Origin of the sequence: Rhizobium sp. UBA1881, from assembly GCF_002338015.1 — a bacterium.
Lineage (GTDB): Bacteria > Pseudomonadota > Alphaproteobacteria > Rhizobiales > Rhizobiaceae > Rhizobium.
Window position 1 is genome coordinate 1 of the sequence record NZ_DDHH01000144.1, and the last position, 19,238, is coordinate 19,238.

The following is a 19,238-nucleotide window of genomic DNA, read 5'->3' on the forward strand; positions in this document are numbered from 1 at the left end:
CGTATTTTGCAACGGCTTCCAACGGGGAGAAGGTGGCGGCAGCCGGATGAGGGGGCCGCAGGCGCCGGCGTTTCCACGCTAAGTCATCGACGCTAGGGGGGAAGAAAACCATGAAAGACACCGTCGCACTCATCACCGGCGCAAGCCGCGGCATCGGCCGCGGCATCGCGCTTGCCTTGCTTGCCGAGGGCGCCACCGTGCACGTCACGGGCCGAACGCGACACGAGACCGACACGGCAGGCAAACGCCCAGGCTCCCTCGAAAGTCTCGCCCACGAAGCCGCCACGCTCGCCGGCCGCGTCGTCATTCATCATTGCGACCACGCCAACGACGCCGACACCCACCGTGTCGCCGCAGCGGTCACAGCCGGCGGAAAGCTGGATATCCTCGTGAACAACGCCTGGCCGGGCTATGAAAACATGGTCGAGAATGGCGATTTCACCTGGCCGCGCGCCTTCTGGGAGCAGCCTATTTGGCGCTGGGACGCCATGATCGGCACGGCGCTCAAGGCAGCCTTCCTGATGTCGCGCGCGGTGGCGCCGATGATGGTCGCAAACCGGCGCGGCCTAATCGTCAACATCTCGTTCTGGGCGTCGCGCTTTTATGATGGCAACGCCATCTACGGCATCTCCAAGGCCGCAGCCGACAAGATGGCAGCCGATTTTGCCCATGACCTGCGCCCGCACGATGTCGCGGCCCTCTCACTCTATCCCGGTCTGGTCCGCACCGAAGCGGTGATGGAGAACGCCGCATATTTCGACCTCTCCAACTCCGAATCCCCTCAGTTCATCGGCCGCATCATTTCAGGCCTCTGGCGCGATCCGGCGCTGATGTCGAAATCCGGCGAAGCCCTGATCGCAGCCTCACTCGGCCGCGAATACGATATCGCCGACATCGACGGCTACCGGCCCGTTCCGCTGACCGAGGCGGATTTTGCTAAGGGCTGAGCCCAAGAGCTAAGCCCTGAATCACCGTCATTGTTTGGCGGAGGCCTTTCTACGAGTCGATCTCCCCACTTGTGGGGGAGATGCCGGCAGGCAGAGGGGGGTAAGCCTCGTGACGGGTCCAATCATTCTGCATGTCAGCGGCCACGAGCACCCCCGGCGCCGAGACCTCAATCCCCCTCGCCACGCCCATTGACGATCTCGCGCTTGCCCACATGGTTGGCCGGGCCGACCAGCCCTTCCTTCTCCATCCGCTCGACCAGCGAAGCGGCGCGGTTGTAGCCGATGCCGAGGCGGCGCTGGATGTAGGAGGTCGAGCACTTCTTGTCGCGCAGAACGACCTTCACGGCCTTGTCGTAGAGGTCGTTGCCGTCCTCTGCCGCCATGTCGCCCTTGTCGAACACGGCGCTGTCTTCCTCTTCGCCGTCTTCCTCTTCGTCGGCGGTCACCGTGTCGAGATATTCCGGGCGCCCCTGCGTCTTCAGATGCGCCACGACCTTCTCGACCTCGGCGTCGGAGACGAAAGGACCATGGACGCGCGAGATGCGGCCGCCGCCCTGCATGTGCAACATGTCGCCCTGTCCGAGCAGCTGTTCGGCGCCCTGTTCGCCGAGGATCGTGCGGCTGTCGATCTTAGACGTCACCTGGAAGGAGATGCGGGTCGGGAAGTTGGCTTTGATCGTGCCGGTGATGACGTCGACCGAAGGACGCTGCGTCGCCATGATCAGGTGGATACCGGCGGCACGCGCCATCTGCGCCAGACGCTGGATCGCGCCTTCGATTTCCTTGCCGGCCACCATCATCAGGTCGGCCATCTCGTCGACGATCACGACGATGTAAGGCATCGGCGTCAGGTCGAGTTCCTGTTGTTCCTCGACAGGCGCCCCGGTGCTGCGGTCGAAGCCGGTCTGCACCATGATGTGGATCGTCTCGCCCTTTTCCTTGGCCTGCGCCACGCGGCTGTTATAGCCGTCGATATTGCGCACGCCGAGGCGCGACATCTTGCGGTAGCGCTCTTCCATCTCGCGCACCGCCCATTTCAGCGCCATCACGGCCTTCTTCGGGTCGGTCACGACGGGGGTGAGCAGGTGCGGAATGCCGTCATAGATCGACAGTTCCAGCATCTTCGGATCGATCATGATCAGGCGGCACTGTTCCGGCGTCATCCGGTAGAGCAGCGACAGGATCATCGTGTTGACGGCAACCGACTTGCCGGAGCCGGTGGTGCCGGCAACGAGCAGATGCGGCATCTTCGCAAGCTCGGCGATCACAGGCTCGCCGCCGATCGTCTTGCCGAGGCCTAGCGCCAGCTTGTAGCTGCTCTTCTCGAAATCGGCGCTCTCGATCATCTCGCGGAAATAGACGGTCTCGCGCAGAGCGTTCGGCAGTTCGATGCCGATGACATTGCGGCCGGGCACCACGGCAACGCGCGCCGAAAGGGCCGACATCGAGCGGGCGATATCGTCGGCAAGGCCGATGACGCGCGAGGATTTGACGCCCGGCGCAGGCTCGAATTCATAGAGCGTGACGACAGGGCCGGGGCGCACATGAATGATCTCGCCCTTGATGCCGAAATCTTCGAGAACGCTTTCCAGAAGCCCGGCATTCTGCTCCAGCGCTTCCTGCGACATGATCTCGCCGACACGTTCCGGCGGCTCCTGCAGCAGCGAGTTGGAGGGGAATTCGTAGCCCGAGGCATCGACCTTGGAGGGCACGAACTTGTGCGCCACCATGCGGGCGGCGGGTGCCAGCGGCGCGATCGCCGGCTGCGAACGAACAGGCATCGGCGCGATCGGCTGCGCTACTGATGGCTGCGGCTCTATGGCGATCGGCTGCACGATCTGCGGAGCAGGGACGGGCGCCAGTGCCTCGGCGGCAGCTGCCTGCTGCTTCAGCCTGACTGCAAGCGGCTGGCGGATCGGCGCGCGGCCGGTGGTCGGGGCCGGCGCCACGACGACAGGCGCTGCAACGGAAACGGCAGGCGCAGCGGTTACGACGGGCGTGATGATCGGGGCTGCGACGGGAGCAGGGGCAACAGCAACCGGCAGCGGCGTGGCATAGGGAGCGGCGACGACAGGCTGCTTGCCCGGGCGCCATTCCATGATGCGGAACTGGCTGATGATCGAATGCGGCGCGGGCACCGTCTGCGGCGCGACGATCTGCACCTGCGGTGCCGCTTCCACCGGCTCGGCCGGCGCCTCGCCATCCTCGAAGGACATCACTTCCCAGAAGGCGAAGTCGGAGATCGAGGAGAGGTTGGAAGAGGCGTGGAATTGCGCTTCGTCGGCGGTTTCGGAAACGACGATCGCGTTTTCTTCGACGACAGCGACATTGGCTGCCGGCTGGTAGACGTCGAAGGGCACGTTAACAGCGATGGGCGCGCGCGGGCCAGCCGGCTGCGACGCATAGGCATTGCGTAGCGCCTGCTGTTGAACGTGTGGCTGCGGCTGCGTGACGGCAGGCTGCATGGTGGCCTGGCGGGCAACATAGCCTTGGCGCGGCTGTGCGGCGGGCTGCGGCGTCACGACGATCGGCTGGGCCACCGGCGCCATCACCTTTACCGTCACCGGTGCTACCGCTTGGGCGGGCTGCGGCGCGGTTGCCACGACCTGTTCCGGCTCCATCACCCGCTGCTGCACCGGCTCGGCCGGCTGCTTGCGCGGGTTGATCTGGCTCTCCGGCGTGCGGGTAAAGCGGACATTCGGCGCCAGCGAAAAGTGATTCTGCCAGATCGGCGGCACCGGCTTCTCGCCGGCCTGTTCCTGCAGCTGTTCGCCCTGGGTGTCGGCGGAAACCTCGCCGGCATCCGTCAGATTGGTTCTAGGAAAGCGCATACGACAGCCACTCACTCATGATTGGTAACTATTATCCTCTTCCGGCTTAGGAAATGAAGGTTAATAAGTTCCTTCTCGGCGCCCCTGCGGGACAGCCGCCGCAAGGCATAAATCGAGTGGTTTCAGTGACTTGCTTGATAAAGAAAATTTTAGCGATTTTCGACGAGGCGCCCACGCATCGGCCCGAAAATCAAAATCGATTTCCGGAAAGTCCGATGCGTGGATGCAAAAAGTTAGAGCGTCCTTTGTGCGTTCGCGCGAACGCCCGGCGCTCTAGTGCGCCTCGTCCCAGTTGGTCGCCGCGCGCGCATCCACCTTCAGCGGAACACGCATTTCGAGCGCCGGCATGGTGGCGTTTTCCATCACCGAAACGATGACAGGCATCGCCTTTTCGACGTCCTCGTCCTCGACCTCGAAGATCAGTTCGTCGTGGACCTGCAACAGCATGCGCACCCGCTCGGAAAGCCCGACCTCGGCCAGCGCCGGCTCCATCTTGATCATCGCCCGGCGGATCACGTCGGCGGCCGAGCCCTGGATCGGCGCGTTGATCGCCGCGCGCTCGTTGAAAGCGCGAACCGACGGGTTGGAGGAGCGAATCTCCGGATAGTTGATTCGCCGCCCGAAGATCGTCTCGACATAGCCCTTGTCGCGCGCCTGCTGCTTGGTGCTGTCCATGTAGTCGCGGATACCGGGGAAGCGCTCGAAATAGCGCTTGATGTAGTCGCTGGCTTCCGAGCGCTCGATGGAGAGCTGGTTGGCAAGGCCGAAGGCCGAGATGCCGTAGATGATGCCGAAGTTGATCGCCTTGGCGCGCCGGCGCACCTCCGACGGCATGCCCTCGACGGGAACGCCGAACATCTCGGACGCCGTCATCGCGTGAATGTCGATCCCATCGGCGAAGGCCTGCGTCAGCTGCGGGATTTCGGCGACATGGGCAAGCACGCGCAGCTCGATCTGGCTGTAGTCGGCCGAGATCAGCTTGTGGCCCGGCGTCGAGATGAAGGCGGTGCGGATCTTGCGGCCTTCGGCGGTGCGAACCGGAATGTTCTGCAGGTTGGGTTCCGACGAGGAAAGTCGCCCCGTCGTCGTCGATGCCAGCGAGTAGGAGGTATGCACCCGCTTCGTCTGCGAGTGCACATAGCCCGGCAGCGCGTCGGTATAGGTGGATTTGAGCTTGGTCAGCTGCCGCCAGTCGACGATCTTGCGCGGCAGTTCCAACCCGGCCGCCGCCAGATCTTCCAGCACGCTGGCCGAGGTCGACCACTGACCGGTCTTCGTCTTCGAGCCGCCGGCCAGACCCATCTTGCCGAACAGGATGTCGCCAAGCTGCTTCGGTGAGCCGATGTTGAAGCGCTCGCCGGCCAGCTGGTAGATCTCGTCCTCCAGCCGCGCGGCACCCTGCGCCAGCTCGCCCGAGAGGCGCGACAGGATCTGCCGGTCAACGGTGATCCCCCGCTCTTCCATATGCGCGAGAACGGGCAGCAGCGGCCGCTCCAGGCGCTCGTAGACGGAGGTCAGCTTCTCGGCCGCCAGCCTCGGCTTCAGCACCATCCACAGCCTGAGCGTCACGTCGGCATCCTCGGCCGCGTAATGGGTGGCGCGGTCGATATCGACGAGGTCGAAGGAGATGTTCGACTTGCCGCTGCCGGCCACGTCCTTGTAGGCGATCGGCTTGTGGTTGAGGAACTTCTCCGACAGCGGATCCATCCCATGCGCGCCGGTACCGGCGTCGAGCACGTAGGAGATCAGCATCGTGTCGTCGAAGTTCTTGGTCTCGACGCCGTAGCGCTTCATCAGCAGGTAGTCGTATTTCAGGTTCTGCGCGACCTTGAGCACCGACTGGTCCTCAAGCAGCGCCTTGAGCCTCGGCAGCGCATCGCGCATCGGGATCTGGTTCTCGGCCATGCCGCCGCCCAAGAGATCGCCCACGCCGGTCTTGTGGCCGAGCGGAACATAGGCGGCGCGGATGTTGACGCCCGTTGGGCTCTTCGCGTTATCGGCAATCGCCATCGAGAAGCCGACGAGCTCGGCCTGCATGGCATCGAGCGAGGTCGTCTCGGTGTCGAAGCCGATCACGCCGGTCTCGCGCGCATCCGCGATCCACTTGTCGAGCGTCGCGACATCGCGGATCGTCACATAACGCGAATGGTCGAAGGGCAGGTTGGCGAAGGCATCTGCCCGCGACTTTGCGAAATCGGATGGCGTGAAGCTGCCTTCGGGCGCGGCGGAGCCGTTGACCTTTGCCCCATTGGTCTTAGTCGGAACAGCCACGGCGTCGCCGACAACCTCAGGTGTCCCGCCGGCAACCGGCGCCGGTTCCGCGACGTCGAGATCGGGCCCATGCGCATTGGCGCCCCACTCGACCGGCACGTCGACCGCGTCGATCGCGCTCGCGTCGCATTCGCAGGCCTCGGCCACGCGCCGCGTCAGGCTGGTGAATTGCATGGCCTTCAGGAAGCCGATCAGCTTCGGCCCGTCCTGCGCCTCGAGAATGAGGTCGGCGACGGCGATGTCGAGCGGCACGTCGGTGCGGAGCTTCACGAGTTCACGCGACAGCCGCGCCTTGTCGGCATTCTCGATGATCGTCTGCCGGCGCTTCTCCTGCTTGATCTCGGTAGCGCGCGCAAGCAGCGTGTCGAGGTCGCCATATTCGGCGAGCAACGTCGCGGCTGTCTTCGGGCCGATGCCGGGAATGCCAGGCACGTTGTCGACGGAATCGCCGGTCATCGCCTGCAGGTCGATCATCTTTTCCGGCGGCACGCCCCATTTCTCGATCACGTCAGGGATGCCGATCTGCTTGTCCTTCATGCTGTCATACATGTGGACGTTATCGGTGACGAGCTGCATCAGGTCCTTGTCGGAGGAGACGATCGTCACGTCGGCGCCGAGCGCTTCCGCCTGGCGGGCATAGGTGGCGATGATGTCGTCGGCCTCGAAACCCTCGGTCTCGATGCAGGGCAGGTTGAAGGCCCGCGTCGCCTGGCGGATCAGCCCGAACTGCGGGATCAGCTCTTCAGGCGGCGCCGAGCGGTTGGCCTTGTAGGCGTCATAGAGATCCTTGCGGAAGGTCTTCGACGAATAGTCGAAGATGACGGCCAGATGCGTCGGCGTCACGCCCACCGACGTGTCGCGCGCCTCCGTCAGGAGCTTCCACAGCATGTTGCAGAAACCCGAGACGGCGCCGACAGGCAGCCCATCGGATTTGCGCGTCAGCGGCGGCAGGGCATGGAAGGCTCGAAAGATGAATCCGGAGCCGTCGACAAGAAAGAGATGATCGCCTTTTTTCATGGCAGCATGGATAGCGCGCCGGCCCTGCGAGGTCCATATAAAGTTAGGGTGCCGGCGCGTTGCGCACATGCTTGGGAAGCGCCGGAAGCCGCAGGGAAACAGCCATAACCCCTCAATAGCTGCGGCTTGTTTCAGGCGTTTTTCGCCCATACATTGGGTCTGCGTTCAACGAGAGCCCGCGATGTCTGGAGCCCCTGAATCTCAGAGATACTTTCTCAGCCAACTCTCCGTGCTGATCGATGGCATGAAGGGGTTGAGCACGCAGGTCGCCCGGCAGGTCGACGCGATGGGTCGGTACGACGTCGAATTTTTCAAGCTCGGGCGTTCCATGAACAAGTTCGAGAACGACTTGATCGACCTCAGGGCCGATATGGGAGGCGTGAAACTGGAGGTTGGCCGGTTACGGACCGAGATGGGTCAGTTTCGCTCGGAGATGGAGGCTCGGCTCGGCGCGATCTTGAAGCGCATAGACGACCTGGAAGGCCGGGCACATGATATCGCCGATCATATCCAGGAACTGCGTTCCGATAGCCTGCGCCAGTACAACGAAGTGATCAACGCCGTGCAGGACAGTTATCAAAACCGGATGTCTGTCAACGATATCGAGGAGCGTCTCGCCGAACTCGAACGCCTTATCGGCCCGCGCCTGCCGCCCGCAGCGTGAGTCTCGCGCAAGTCGCTCACCGGACTGTTACCAAAATGTAATAGTCAATTCTTTTCTTTCCCTTGAAAAGCCACATTCGGAACTACAAATAAATATCACCGACGCGACATTGATCACGTCGAGGGTCTGATTGCCGGCTCGTCCCCCGCCGCATTGGACTTGGACAAAGGCCTCATCCCCTCTCCGGGCCTTTGTCCCCTATTTGAAGCCGCCATAGCCTTACCTCCAGGCTATGGCGGCTTTGTTTTTCTGCACTATCTCCAGCTGTATGAATATGAATGTCTGTCTTTCAAAGCATCGCATACGATTTGTTGCATTGCTCGTGGCTGGGTTTTGCGCCTAACTGAAAAAATGGGAACGGAACGAATGGACTCGGGAGCCTATCTCGCCAGCCAGCTGGCCAAGGGCTTTGCCCGCTCGCTGCAGCAGCGCGCGGCAAGGTTGGGTTTTTCGCCGGGTCAGTTTCCGATTCTGCTGGAACTTTGGGCCGAGGACGGGCTGACGCAGAAGCAGTTGCTTGCCCGCGTCGATATCGAGCAGGCGACCATGGCCAACACGCTGTCACGCATGGAGCGCGATGGCCTGATCGAGCGCCGCCCGCACCCGTCGGACAAGCGCGCCCAGCTGGTGTTCCTCACCGACCGCGCGAAAACGATGGAAAACGATGCGGTGCTGGCCGCCCGCGAGGCCGATCTCGCTCTGTTCGATGGCTTCAAGACATTCGAGCGCGAGCTGACGCTGGAATACATCCGTCGCCTGCTGGAGAACGCAAAGAAGCTGTGAGATTTGGGTGTGGTCCCGGCGCGAGTAGCACCCGGGATAGGGCCGGCGCCTTATTCGGCGGCGGCGAGGTAGATCTGGTTCTGCGAGGATGCGGCCAGAGCCTGCACGCGCGCTTCGGTCTTGGCGATCAGCTGATAGAACTCGTCCTGCGCTTCGACATCGAGCTGAATGACGGCGTTCACCTCATCCGGCGTGTCGCAGACGCAGGCGATGGCCGATATCGGGCAGATGCCGCCGGGATAACGCTTGCCGTTGCCGGTATAGGCGCGGCGACCCCAACGCTCGGAATAGACGGTCTCTTCGCGATCGATATGAAGGATCGTGCCCTTGCACGCGGTCACAATGCCGGCCTTGCCATAGGCAAACCAGTGGTAGTTCAATTTCCGCAAGATATACTTGCCGGTGATGTCTTCCCCGGCCAATTCGGCGGGATCTTCAATCATACGGATCATGACGTCTTCCTTAACGTGCACGTAATATCCGATATCTATGTTTCAGCTTCAAGACGAAAAGGTCAGCTTTTGGAGCCACTTAGTCACAAGTTGTTTCGAATTCTTACGAATTTCGCCGCTTTTTCGCCCTTTGAGCGCCATCGGCTCAGCCCCGGAACGCAACTTCCAGGTTTTGCCGGTCCTGCGCGACCACCCGGCAATGTGTCTCGAAACCTTCGCCCTTGATCATCAGGACGAACTCCGCCGGGATTCCCGTTGAGCTCGAAACCGAGAGTGCGGCGCTGTCGGCGCCGAGCGAGCGGATGGTGCAGTCGATCGTCGAGCGGCGGTCGTTGAAGAGGATCGAGCCGGCCTTCAGCACCCGTCGACGCGCGCCGCTCGGCTGATCGGAGCTGATCGATTGCCAGCAGAGGCAGCGGTTGCGGCCGCTGCGCTTGGCCTCGTACATGGCGGCATCCGCCTGGGCTAGCAGCGTGTCGATCTCCTTGCAGACGATCGACAGCGCCGAAATCCCGAAGCTCGCCGTAATCTCAAGCGAGCCGAACTCGCCGACGATCGGCTCGGCCGAGATCGCCGCCCGCAGTCTCTCGGCCACGACGAGTGCGCCGTCGCGGTCGACATTGGGCAGGATGATCGCGAATTCCTCGCCGCCCAGCCGGCCGAACAGGTCGCCGCTTCGAAGCACCGAGCGGCAGATCGAAGACACCGCCTTCAACACCTCGTCGCCGGCCGCATGGCCATGCGTGTCGTTGACGGTCTTGAAGTGGTCGATGTCGAGCACGATGCAGGCAAGGCTCTTCTGGCTGCGCAGCGCAGCCCCGATCAGCTGGTCGGTCTCTTCCTTGAATGCGCGGCGTGTCAGGCCCTCGGTCAGGCTGTCGGTCGCCGCCGATTGCATCAGCTCGATGCGGTCCATCGCAACGCCGGCAATCTCTTCGAGGACGGTGAGATCCTTGCGCCCGAAGGAGCGCGCCGTGCGGTCGATTGCGCAGACGGTGCCGACCGTGTGGCCGCTCTTGGTGCGCAGCGGAACGCCGGCATAAAAGCGGATATGGTTTTCGCCGGTGACGGCGGGGTGGGCGGCAAAGCGCGGGTCGCGGGTCGCGTCGGGCACGATCACGGCTGTGTCGAGGTCCACCACGAAGCGGCAGAAGGAATCTTCGCGCGGCACTTCGCTATTCGAGAGACCGGAGCAGGCCTTGTACCATTGGCGGTGCGCGTCGATCAGCGACACCAGGCCGATGTCGACGGTGAACACTTCCTTGATCAGCCGAACGATCCGCTCGAAGCCTTCATCGCGCGGCGAATCGAGCAGGTCGAGCTGCTCCAGCGCCGCCAGGCGCTCAACTTCCCGCTGTTTCACATCCGCGGAAGACGTACCGAATGCGCGCGCAACAACCATTGCAAACGTGCTCCCCACTTAAGTCCGTGTAGGAGATGCGTCGCATATAATCATGAACAAATGAATATTGTGCATCCCCGTTTCTCATCGGTGAAGGTCGCGGGCAGGGGTGTCAAGGTTTCGGATAGGGGCTCCCATCCTTGTGAACGAACCGGCCATCGGCGTTTGCGCTCATCATGTCGATGTCGGAACAGGTGGTGAGATCGGCCATGTCTCGCGAGCCGATTTCCAGATAGATCGCCACCGCGCCGGACCGGTTGATCAGGTGATGGCCGTTGCCGGTGTTCTTCGCAAAGGCGGCGCAGTCGCCGGCGCGAAGCGGCGTCTCCCCCTCATCCTCGACCAGCACCACCTCGCCCGAGAGCACATAGACGAACTCGTCCTCATGCGAATGCCAGTGCCGCTGGCTCGACCAGTTTCCGGGCGGCAGGTGCATGAGATTGATGCCGAAATCGGAAAGCCCGCCGGCGTCACCCAGCCGCTGGCGGATCCGCTCGGCGCAGGCCGCCGCATGCGGCTCCGGATAAGGCGAGCCCTTGACGCGGGCTACGGTGGCGACGTCGATCTTCGGCATCAGGCTATCCTCCGCAACATGTGTTCGGCGGGTGGCTAGGCGGGCCGCCCGCTCAACCGCCCTTCGTTTTCTTCGTGGCCTTCGTCATGTTGAGCGCGATCGCCGCCCGCACGAGTGCCGTAAGTGCCGGCGCGTCGATCGTGTCTCCCTCGTGAAAGTCGATGGCGCGCCGCGCATTGCCCTCTAGGCTGGCGTTGAACAGGCCGGAGGGATCATCGAGCGATGCGCCCTTGGCGAAGGTCAGCTTCACGGCGGTCTTGTAGGTCTCGCCGGTGCAGATGATGCCGGAGCGCTCCCACACCGGAACGCCGCGCCACTTCCACGTCTCGATCACCTCTGGATCGGCATCCCGGATGATGCGCCGCGCATTCGCCAGCATCGCGCCGCGCCAGTCGGTCAGCTCCGCGATCCGCTGGTCGATCAGTTGCGACGCATCGGCTTCCTCGCCCGCGGCACCCTTCGTCTTCTCCGCCATTCCATCCTCCCCGTCGATAAGCTCATGCGAATACTGCGCAATCTAGGAGATTCGCGGCTGAGGGGAAGAGGGTTTCCTTTGTCTCCGCCTCCGTCGTCGTGTTACCACTCCTGCGGGATTCGAGGAGGTTCATTCATGACGCAGGTGCCTGCCGCCAATTGGGCGGAAAGCTTTCACTATGGTTTCAAGGACTGCCATTATCCGTCCTCGCTCGAGGAAATCAGTGCAATCGTAGCCCGGTCGGCGGCGGTAAAGACGCTCGGCTCGCGCCACTCGTTCAACGCCATCGTCGATGGCAGCTCTGCCATGTCGCTCGAGCGCCTGCCGATCGATCCGGTTGTCGAAAGCGGAGGCCGCCAGGTCTCGGTCGCCGGCCACTGCACCTATGGCGAGCTCGCGCTCTTCCTGCAGCGCCACCAGCTCGCCATCCACAATCTCGCCTCCCTTCCGCATATCTCGATCGCCGGCGCGATCGCCACCGCGACGCACGGCTCGGGTGACGGCAACGGCAACTTGGCGACGGCGGTCTCCGGTCTCGAATTCGTCGCCGGCGATGGCAGCCTGGTGAAGGTCAAGCGCGGCGACGCCGATTTCGAGGGGATGGTCGTGCATCTGGGCGCGCTCGGCGTCGTCACCCGCGTGACGCTGGATGTCCAGCCGGAGTTCCAGGTCGCGCAGCACGTCTATGAGGGGCTGAGCTGGGATGCACTCTTGTCCAATCTCGATGCCATCATGGCCGCGGCCTATAGCGTCAGCGTCTTCACCCAATGGGGCGAGAAGGCCGGTGCGGTCTGGCTGAAGGAGACGGAAAAGAGCGGCAATCATCCCGATGCCCTGCACGGCGCGGTCAATGCCGACATCAAGCGCCACCCGATCATCGGCCTCGACGCAGAGAACGCCACCGAGCAGCTCGGCGCCTTTGGCCGCTGGTCGGATCGGCTGCCGCATTTCAAGATGGGTTTTACGCCAAGCAGCGGCGCCGAGATCCAGTCCGAATATCATGTGCCCCGCAAGTATGGCGCGGCCGCCGTCGAGGCGCTCTTGGCGATTCGCCCGAAATTCGCGCATCTCGTCCAATCGGGCGAACTCCGCACCGTCGCCGCCGACAGCCTGTGGCTCAGCCCGCAGTTCAATCGCGATACGCTGTCGATCCATTTCACCTGGGTCCGCGACCAGGCGGCGGTCGATGCCGCCGCCGCCGAGATCGAGCAGGCGCTGGCACCGTTCTCGCCGCTGCCGCACTGGGGCAAGGTCTTCACCCGCCAGCATATCGGCAGGAACTACGCGAAGCTCTCCGACTTCGCCCGCCTGCGCGAACGCATGGACCCGGAACGCAAGTTCTCCAATCCATGGCTGGAAGAGGTCGTCTTCGGCGCGACGAACTAAGCGGGATCGTGCGGCATTTGACCGGCGTTGGCGCTGGCCGCCGCGCCGGTATATGCTGTTGCGATGAAACGAGGGACGAAGACGTCCCTGATATCGGTATGGAGTAGAGATTGGCGGTCGCCTTCACCAAGGAAGAGAGCTTCGAGACGGCATCGGAAACGCTGATTCCCGATCGGCCGATCTCGCAGCATCCGAACCTCGTCACCGAGGCCGGGTTGAAGGCGCTGGAGCTCAATCTTAGCCAAGCGCGCGAGGCCTATGAGGCGACCTTGGGGATCGACGACATCAACGAGCGCCGCCGCCAGGGTGCCGCGCCGTTGCGTGATGCCCGCTACTTCGCGGCCCGCCTCGGCACCGCCCAGCTCATGCCTGCGCCTACCTCCAGCGATGCCGTCGCCTTCGGCAGCCTCGTCACCTTCGAGCGCGAGGACGGGCGCGTGCAGACCTATCGCATCGTCGGCGAGGACGAGGCCGATCCGAAGGCCGGGTCGATCTCTTACGTCTCGCCGGTGGCGCGTGTGCTGATCGGCAAGGCCGTCGGTGATGTGGTCGATGCCGGCGGCCAGGAGCTGGAGATCATCGCGATCGCTTGAGCGGGGCTTTCACCGCGATCGACAGCCGCCCTTCATCCGCAAGTCTGTCGGCTCGTTCGTTCCCCTCGGTGCCGGCATGGCCCTTGCACCATGAAACGGTAATCGTCGTTGAGCGCGAGAGTGCTGCGTCGATCGCCCTCCACACATCGGCGTCGGCGATGCCACGGCTTCTGAGCCGGCTATTGGCGGCGATCTTCTTGAAGCCGTTGTTGCGCCAGATCGGTCGCCACTCGTTGCAGCCCTTCACTGCGTAGACCGAATCCGACCAGATCGTCACCACGGCCTCTGCCGCGTGGGCGTTGACCCATCTCGCAGCCTCCAGAACGGCGGTCGCCTCCATCGCATTGTTGGCGGTCTTATCGGCGCCGCCGCAACCGGATGCGATCTCGACGCCATCGCGATAGACGGCGAAGCCCCAGCCGCCATAGCCGGAGCCGGGCTCGCAGCAGCCATCGGTGAAGATCTCAAGCTTGTCGTGAGCACCGATGGCGGCGCGGGCGGTGTCGGGATTATCGGTCATGTCGGCGGAAGGTCTGGCAAATCGGCGGGAAGGTGCAGCCTATCCGAAACACCCGGGTCTGTCTTCCGCCCCAGATAATGCCCGCCTACTTCGACGTCGACACCACTTGCGGATAGAGCAGCACCGTCTTCTGCTGCTTCTCATGCGCGGAAAGATAACTCTCGCGCGCCGCCATCTTCACGCTCGGCTCGATATCCGGCTTGCCGAGAAGCAGCCCCTGCATCTGCTCGCAGCCCTCGTTGGTCACGATCTGGCGCTGCAGTTCCGTTTCCACGCCTTCCGTCACCACCTGTATGCCAAGGCTGTGGCCGAGGCCGATGATGGCGCGCACGATCGAGCGGGCGGCGGCGTCGTGTTCGAGAATGCCGGTAAAGCTGCGATCGACCTTGATCTTGTCGAAGGGCAGCGCGCGAAGATTGGAAAGCGAGGAGAAGCCGGTGCCGAAGTCGTCCATGACGATGCGAACGCCGAGACCATGCAGCCGCATCAGCGTCGAGATCGTCGCCACCCGGTCGCGGATGAAGGCAGCCTCGGTGATTTCAAGTTCGAGCCGCTGCGGCGCAAGCCCGGTCTCGTGCAGAATGGCCGCCACCCGGTCGTAGAGATTGGGCAGCATGAATTGCACCGGCGAGACGTTGACGGCGATCGTCAGCGGCTGCGGCCAGCGCGCCGCCTCGGTGCAGGCCTGGCGCAGCACCCATTCGCCGAGCTGCACGATGATCCCGCTCTCTTCGGCTATTCTGATGAACACGTCTGGCTCGGAGCTTCCATGCCCCGGCCGGTTCCAGCGCATCAGCGCCTCGTAGCCGCTGATGCTCCCTGTGCGGCTGTCGAGGATCGGCTGGTAGTTGACGAAAAGCTGGTTGCGGGTGATCGCGTGGCGCAGCTCGTTTTCGATCTCGCGCCGCGCCTTCACGGCGGCATCCATCTCCGCGTCGAAGAAGCAGGCCTTGCCGCGGCCGGCATGCTTGGCGCGGTATAGCGCGGTATCGGCGTTGATGCAGAGAAGCTCGCCGGTATCGCCATCGGCGGGGTAAACCGCGATGCCGATGCTGACGCCGACGGCGGTCGGATCGCGGGCGACGTCCATTTCGGCGGCCACGCCCGCAAGGATCGCGTCGGCAAGGCCGCGCGCGCCGTCGGGCTGCGGCTTTCCGCTCTGGATAATGGCAAACTCGTCGCCGCCAAGCCGCGCGATGGTGGCGCTGTCGTCGGCCACGCGCTGCAGGATCGAGGAGACCTTGCACAGGAGCCGGTCGCCTTCTGCATGGCCGAACAGGTCGTTGACAGCCTTGAAGCGATCGAGATCGAGATAGAAGACAGCCACCTGCCCACGCTTGCGCTGCGCCACCTGGAGCGCTTGTCTAAGGCGCGTGTCGAAAAGAGAGCGGTTCGGAAGGCCGGTCAGCACGTCATGCTGGGCCAGATGCTCGATCATCTGCTCGGCGCGCTTGCGCTCGGTCAGGTCGCGCACCGCCAGGATATCGCAGCTGCGGCCGCGATAGATCATCCGCCGCGCCATCAGTTCGACCGGCAGTTCGGTCTCGCCATGCGTGGTCAAAAGCGTTTCGTGATGCACGCCGGATTGCAGCCCGCCTGGGGGCAGCAGCAGGAAGTCCGGTTTCTGGCCGCGCAATTCGTTGAGCTGCCAGCCGGACATCTCCAGAAAGCGCTCGTTGGCGTCGAGGATCATTCCCTCGTAAAGCACCAGCAGCCCCTCCATCGTGGCGTTCGCCAGGCCCTTGAGGTCGGTAAGGTGGCTCGCCAGGAAGACCATGCCGAGCGATGCCAGAATGAGCGCCGTCGAGACCGCCATGACGACACCTGCCAGCGCCTTCGGCTCGACGATCGCAGCCGTCATCTGCCGTCCCGGCTCGGGGGTCAGCGTGATGAAGCTCATCGACACGAAATGCGCGGCGGCGATCGCCAGCACCATTGCCGTTGCGGAGAGCAGCACGCGCTTGGAGCCGGATAGCGAACGGAAGATCAGGAAGGCAACGCCGGCAAGCGCCGCGCTGATGACGAGCGCCGAGAGTGTCGCCGTCGCGTTGAAGAGAATGTTGAACTGGCCCTCGACCGCCTGCATGCCGGTGAGGTGCATGGCGGTGATCCCGAGCGCCATCAACGCGCCGCCCTGCGCGAAGGCGAAGCGGCTGGTGCCCTCGGTGGCGACAAGCAGTGCCAGATAGGACACGCCGATGGCGATCACAACCGAGAGTGTGGTGAGCCCCAGCCCGTAGGCGATCGAATAGCCGCCGTCATAGGCGAGCATGGAAATGAAGTGGGTGGCCCATATGCCGACGCCGATGGCGAATGCCGAGGCCATGATCCAGTTGCGCTGCTGGGCGCGGTCGCATTGCTGCGCCCTGAAGAGCAGCAGCATGGCGGTGAGGTTTCCGATGAAACAGACGACGACGGCGGCAATGATCAAGCGCCAGTCATGATTGTCACGAATACAGGCGATCACGGTAAACATCAGCCACCTCCAGCACCAATCTCCGGAAGTTATCAAGCGTCTTCTTAAATAACTATGAATTGCAAATTACAACTTTTCCATGCTCTGAACGAATGTTCTCGCAGAGTCTGGCGTGTGCCCGCATTTCGTTTTTCAACTCGAAAGCGCTGATGCTTTGGTCTATCGTCCGGCAAAAATTCAAGAAGGAGTCGGAAATGCCTGACCTGATGCCGGTTCTCGCGCGCGCGGACCAGAATTTGCCCTCGAGCCTCGACAAGCTGTTCGAACTGTTGCGGATCAAGTCGATCTCGACCGATCCCGCCTACAAGGATGATTGCCACAAGGCAGCCGAGTGGCTGGTGGCCTATCTCCGCGACATCGGTTTCGACGCCTCGGTGCGCACCACGCCCGGCCATCCCACGGTCGTCGCCCATCACGATGGCGCAAACCCTTCGGCCCCGCATGTACTGTTCTATGGTCACTATGACGTGCAGCCGGTCGATCCGATCGATCTCTGGGACAACGACCCCTTCGAGCCTTCCGTGCAGGAAGCGGGCGGCCGCAAGATCCTGACCGGCCGCGGCACCGCCGACGACAAGGGCCAGCTGATGACCTTCGTCGAAGCCTGCCGCGCCTATAAGGAAATCAACGGCGCGCTGCCCGTACGCGTCACGATCCTGTTCGAGGGTGAGGAAGAATCCGGCTCACCATCGCTGAAGCCATTCCTCGAGGCCAATGCTGCCGAACTGAAGGCCGACTATGCGCTGGTTTGCGATACCAGCATGTGGGACCGCGACACGCCCGCAATCGCAGCCGCCCTTCGCGGCCTTGTGGGCGAAGAAGTGGTCGTCACCGCAGCCGACCGCGATCTGCATTCGGGCCTCTTCGGCGGTGCCGCCGCCAACCCGATCCACATCCTGACGAAGATCCTCGCCGGCCTGCACGACGACACCGGCCGCATCACGCTGGATGGTTTCTATAACGGCGTCGAGGAAACCCCTGAAAACATCAAGGCTTCGTGGGAAACGCTCGGCCTGACCACCGAGGGCTTCCTCGGCGAGGTCGGCCTGTCGGTTCCCTCGGGCGAGAAGGGCCGCTCGGTGCTGGAGCTCACCTGGGCCCGCCCGACCGCCGAAGTGAACGGCATCTGGGGCGGCTATACCGGCGAAGGCTTCAAGACCGTGATCGCCGCCAAGGCCTCGGCCAAGGTCTCCTTCCGCCTCGTCGGCACGCAGGATCCCGCCGCCATCCGCGACAGCTTCCGCGCCTATGTGCGCTCGAAGCTGCCCGCCGATTGCTCGGTCGAGTTCCACCCGCACGGCGGCTCGCCGGCGATCCATCTCTCCTACGATTCGCCTGTTCTGACCAAGGCGAAGACGGCGCTCTCCGACGAATGGCCGAAGCCCGCCGTCGTCATCGGCATGGGCGGCTCGATCCCGATCGTCGGCGACTTCCAGAAGATGCTCGGCATGGAATCGCTGCTCGTCGGCTTCGGCCTCAGCGACGACCGCATCCATTCCCCGAACGAGAAGTACGAGCTGACGTCCTATCACAAGGGCATCCGCTCCTGGATCCGCATCATGGAAGCGCTGGCGGCGTAATCGGTGTCGATAAAATGAAAAAGGCGCACCGATTTTTAAAGATCGGGGCGCCAGAGGAACAAAAAGGCCGGGTTGAAACCGGCCTTTCGTCATTCGCTTCGCATCAGTGCCAGTACATCCGTGGTCAAAGTGAAAGCGAATATTGCAGTCAGACTGCCCGCGAAAGGTTAACGGAGCGTTAACGATAATCTCGCGACTGTCATGTCGATCAACCGGCGCTCCATGGTGCGGCTTGGCGATCGACGACTGCATCCGATGACCAAGATATCGTGATCCCGCCGCCGCTTTTCAAGCCCCTGGCGGTCGAACCGTTCAAGCTGCGTTCATCAGCGGATGCTATAAGTCATTGAAAGAAAAGTTGAATCACTCTCGCCAAACTTTGGCCGGGAAGCTGTTCACTGTTGTCTTGATAAGGCGATAAGCCCGAAAGTTTTCTGAAGGGGCGGCGTTTCGGCCGCTCTATCTAGGGAGTGCAAGCGTGAAGACCACACTGATGAAGATCACCGCCGTCGCAGCCTTGTTGCTGGCCCCGGTGGCAGCTCAGGCCGCCGAAGGGTTCGCGACCGCCAACGTCAACATGCGCGCCGGCCCGAGCACGCAGTATCCTGCCGTGACAGTCATTCCCGCCGGCGAATCCGTCGAAATCCACGGCTGCCTTGCCGATGTCCCCTGGTGCGATGTCGAGTTCTACAATGGCCGCGGCTGGGTCGCCGGCCGCTATGTGCAGGCGCTCTATCAGCAGCGCCGCGTCTATGTCGATCCGCAATATTATCGCCCGCTCGGCATCCCGACGGTGGTCTTCAGCGTCGGCAATTACTGGGATCGCTATTACCGCGACCGGTCCTTCTACGGTCAGCGCGACCGCTGGCGCCGCAACCCGGTCTATGACCGCCCCGCAGCCGTCCGCCCGCCGCCCGGCCCGGGCTTCGACAACCCCGGCCGTCCGCGCCCTGGTTACGATTACAACCGCCCTGGTTACGACAACAATCGCCCGCGTCCCGGCTTCGACAATGGCCAGCCCAATTTCGACCGTGGCCCCGGTCGCGGTCCCGATTTTGGCCGTGGCCCCGATCCGCGTCAGGACAATGGTGGCCGTCCCGGCCGCCCGCCGCAGTTTGACGATCAATCCGGCCGCGCCAGCATGCCCGGCCAACCCGGTCAACCGGGCCAGCCCGGAAGGCGTGGTGAGGGTGGCCGAGGCGGCCAGGGAGGACAGGCCGGTCAGCCGGGTCAGCCCGGCCAACCCGGACAGCCGGGCTTCGATCGC

15 protein-coding genes are annotated in these 19,238 nt (G+C 63.3%); 7 read left to right on the forward strand and 8 right to left on the reverse strand.

The window, feature by feature from the left end:
* The first annotated feature begins 110 nt into the window (after positions 1 to 110).
* Complete coding sequence (locus B3605_RS17490; RefSeq protein WP_112941052.1) at positions 111 to 947, forward strand: SDR family NAD(P)-dependent oxidoreductase; 837 nt, start codon at positions 111 to 113, stop codon at positions 945 to 947.
* 167 nt (positions 948 to 1,114) lie between these two features.
* On the opposite strand, the gene B3605_RS17495 is transcribed toward B3605_RS17490, so the two are convergent.
* Both B3605_RS17495 and polA read right to left on the reverse strand, forming a co-directional pair.
* Positions 1,115 to 3,778 carry a DNA translocase FtsK gene (locus B3605_RS17495; RefSeq protein ID WP_112941051.1) on the reverse strand — a complete coding sequence of 888 codons (2,664 nt, stop codon included), beginning with the start codon at positions 3,776 to 3,778 and terminating at the stop codon, positions 1,115 to 1,117.
* Positions 3,779 to 4,051: 273 nt separating this feature from the next.
* Positions 4,052 to 7,066: a DNA polymerase I gene (gene polA, locus B3605_RS17500; RefSeq protein ID WP_112941050.1), complete on the reverse strand. Its 3,015-nt coding sequence runs from the start codon at positions 7,064 to 7,066 to the stop codon at positions 4,052 to 4,054.
* A gap of 229 nt (positions 7,067 to 7,295) precedes the next feature.
* On the opposite strand from polA, the gene B3605_RS17505 reads away from it, so the two are divergent.
* The gene (locus B3605_RS17505) at positions 7,296 to 7,730 is read left to right on the forward strand and encodes a hypothetical protein (RefSeq protein ID WP_162725060.1); all 435 of its coding nucleotides are present in this window, start codon (positions 7,296 to 7,298) and stop codon (positions 7,728 to 7,730) included.
* Between the two features lie 366 nt (positions 7,731 to 8,096).
* Positions 8,097 to 8,513: a MarR family winged helix-turn-helix transcriptional regulator gene (locus tag B3605_RS17510; protein ID WP_018899251.1), complete on the forward strand. Its 417-nt coding sequence runs from the start codon at positions 8,097 to 8,099 to the stop codon at positions 8,511 to 8,513.
* A 50-nt stretch (positions 8,514 to 8,563) separates the two neighbouring features.
* Here B3605_RS17510 and B3605_RS17515 read toward each other — a convergent pair whose 3' ends face one another.
* From B3605_RS17515 to B3605_RS17530, 4 genes are all read right to left on the reverse strand, one after another.
* Complete coding sequence (locus tag B3605_RS17515; RefSeq protein ID WP_018899252.1) at positions 8,564 to 8,965, reverse strand: hypothetical protein; 402 nt, start codon at positions 8,963 to 8,965, stop codon at positions 8,564 to 8,566.
* A 145-nt stretch (positions 8,966 to 9,110) separates the two neighbouring features.
* The gene (locus tag B3605_RS17520; RefSeq protein ID WP_112941048.1) at positions 9,111 to 10,367 is read right to left on the reverse strand and encodes a GGDEF domain-containing protein; all 1,257 of its coding nucleotides are present in this window, start codon (positions 10,365 to 10,367) and stop codon (positions 9,111 to 9,113) included.
* A 112-nt stretch (positions 10,368 to 10,479) separates the two neighbouring features.
* Complete coding sequence (locus B3605_RS17525) at positions 10,480 to 10,941, reverse strand: cupin domain-containing protein (RefSeq protein ID WP_112941047.1); 462 nt, start codon at positions 10,939 to 10,941, stop codon at positions 10,480 to 10,482.
* Positions 10,942 to 10,993: 52 nt separating this feature from the next.
* Positions 10,994 to 11,416, reverse strand: coding sequence for a DUF1801 domain-containing protein (locus B3605_RS17530; protein WP_112941046.1), 423 nt, complete (start codon positions 11,414 to 11,416; stop codon positions 10,994 to 10,996).
* A 135-nt stretch (positions 11,417 to 11,551) separates the two neighbouring features.
* On the opposite strand from B3605_RS17530, the gene B3605_RS17535 reads away from it, so the two are divergent.
* Positions 11,552 to 12,802 carry a D-arabinono-1,4-lactone oxidase gene (locus tag B3605_RS17535; protein WP_112941045.1) on the forward strand — a complete coding sequence of 417 codons (1,251 nt, stop codon included), beginning with the start codon at positions 11,552 to 11,554 and terminating at the stop codon, positions 12,800 to 12,802.
* A gap of 110 nt (positions 12,803 to 12,912) precedes the next feature.
* Complete coding sequence (greA, locus tag B3605_RS17540; protein WP_047506792.1) at positions 12,913 to 13,395, forward strand: transcription elongation factor GreA; 483 nt, start codon at positions 12,913 to 12,915, stop codon at positions 13,393 to 13,395.
* Here greA and B3605_RS17545 read toward each other — a convergent pair.
* Positions 13,379 to 13,915, reverse strand: a complete 537-nt coding sequence (locus B3605_RS17545; RefSeq protein WP_112941044.1) for a ribonuclease H family protein — start codon at positions 13,913 to 13,915, stop codon at positions 13,379 to 13,381. The two genes, greA and B3605_RS17545, sit on opposite strands and share 17 nt — an antisense overlap.
* Positions 13,916 to 14,000: 85 nt before the next feature.
* Positions 14,001 to 16,391, reverse strand: coding sequence for a bifunctional diguanylate cyclase/phosphodiesterase (locus B3605_RS17550; RefSeq protein WP_112941043.1), 2,391 nt, complete (start codon positions 16,389 to 16,391; stop codon positions 14,001 to 14,003).
* A gap of 194 nt (positions 16,392 to 16,585) precedes the next feature.
* On the opposite strand from B3605_RS17550, the gene B3605_RS17555 reads away from it, so the two are divergent.
* Positions 16,586 to 17,971: a dipeptidase gene (locus B3605_RS17555; RefSeq protein WP_296435266.1), complete on the forward strand. Its 1,386-nt coding sequence runs from the start codon at positions 16,586 to 16,588 to the stop codon at positions 17,969 to 17,971.
* 478 nt (positions 17,972 to 18,449) lie between these two features.
* Positions 18,450 to 19,238 (forward strand): SH3 domain-containing protein (locus B3605_RS17560; protein ID WP_296435268.1); only part of this gene is annotated, 789 nt, incomplete at its 3' end.

Excerpts from the sequence above, each read along its gene's own strand:
- B3605_RS17555 (WP_296435266.1), top strand. The coding sequence starts at position 16,586 with ATGCCTGACCTGATGCCGGTTCTCGCGCGCGCGGACCAGAATTTGCCC.
- B3605_RS17520 (WP_112941048.1), bottom strand. The coding sequence starts at position 10,367 with ATGGTTGTTGCGCGCGCATTCGGTACGTCTTCCGCGGATGTGAAACAG.
- B3605_RS17525 (WP_112941047.1), bottom strand. The coding sequence starts at position 10,941 with ATGCCGAAGATCGACGTCGCCACCGTAGCCCGCGTCAAGGGCTCGCCT.
- B3605_RS17530 (WP_112941046.1), bottom strand. The coding sequence starts at position 11,416 with ATGGCGGAGAAGACGAAGGGTGCCGCGGGCGAGGAAGCCGATGCGTCG.
- B3605_RS17495 (WP_112941051.1), bottom strand. The coding sequence starts at position 3,778 with ATGCGCTTTCCTAGAACCAATCTGACGGATGCCGGCGAGGTTTCCGCC.
- B3605_RS17510 (WP_018899251.1), top strand. The coding sequence starts at position 8,097 with ATGGACTCGGGAGCCTATCTCGCCAGCCAGCTGGCCAAGGGCTTTGCC.
- B3605_RS17535 (WP_112941045.1), top strand. The coding sequence starts at position 11,552 with ATGACGCAGGTGCCTGCCGCCAATTGGGCGGAAAGCTTTCACTATGGT.
- polA (WP_112941050.1), bottom strand. The coding sequence starts at position 7,066 with ATGAAAAAAGGCGATCATCTCTTTCTTGTCGACGGCTCCGGATTCATC.
- B3605_RS17550 (WP_112941043.1), bottom strand. The coding sequence starts at position 16,391 with ATGTTTACCGTGATCGCCTGTATTCGTGACAATCATGACTGGCGCTTG.
- B3605_RS17545 (WP_112941044.1), bottom strand. The coding sequence starts at position 13,915 with ATGACCGATAATCCCGACACCGCCCGCGCCGCCATCGGTGCTCACGAC.
- B3605_RS17515 (WP_018899252.1), bottom strand. The coding sequence starts at position 8,965 with ATGATCCGTATGATTGAAGATCCCGCCGAATTGGCCGGGGAAGACATC.
- B3605_RS17490 (WP_112941052.1), top strand. The coding sequence starts at position 111 with ATGAAAGACACCGTCGCACTCATCACCGGCGCAAGCCGCGGCATCGGC.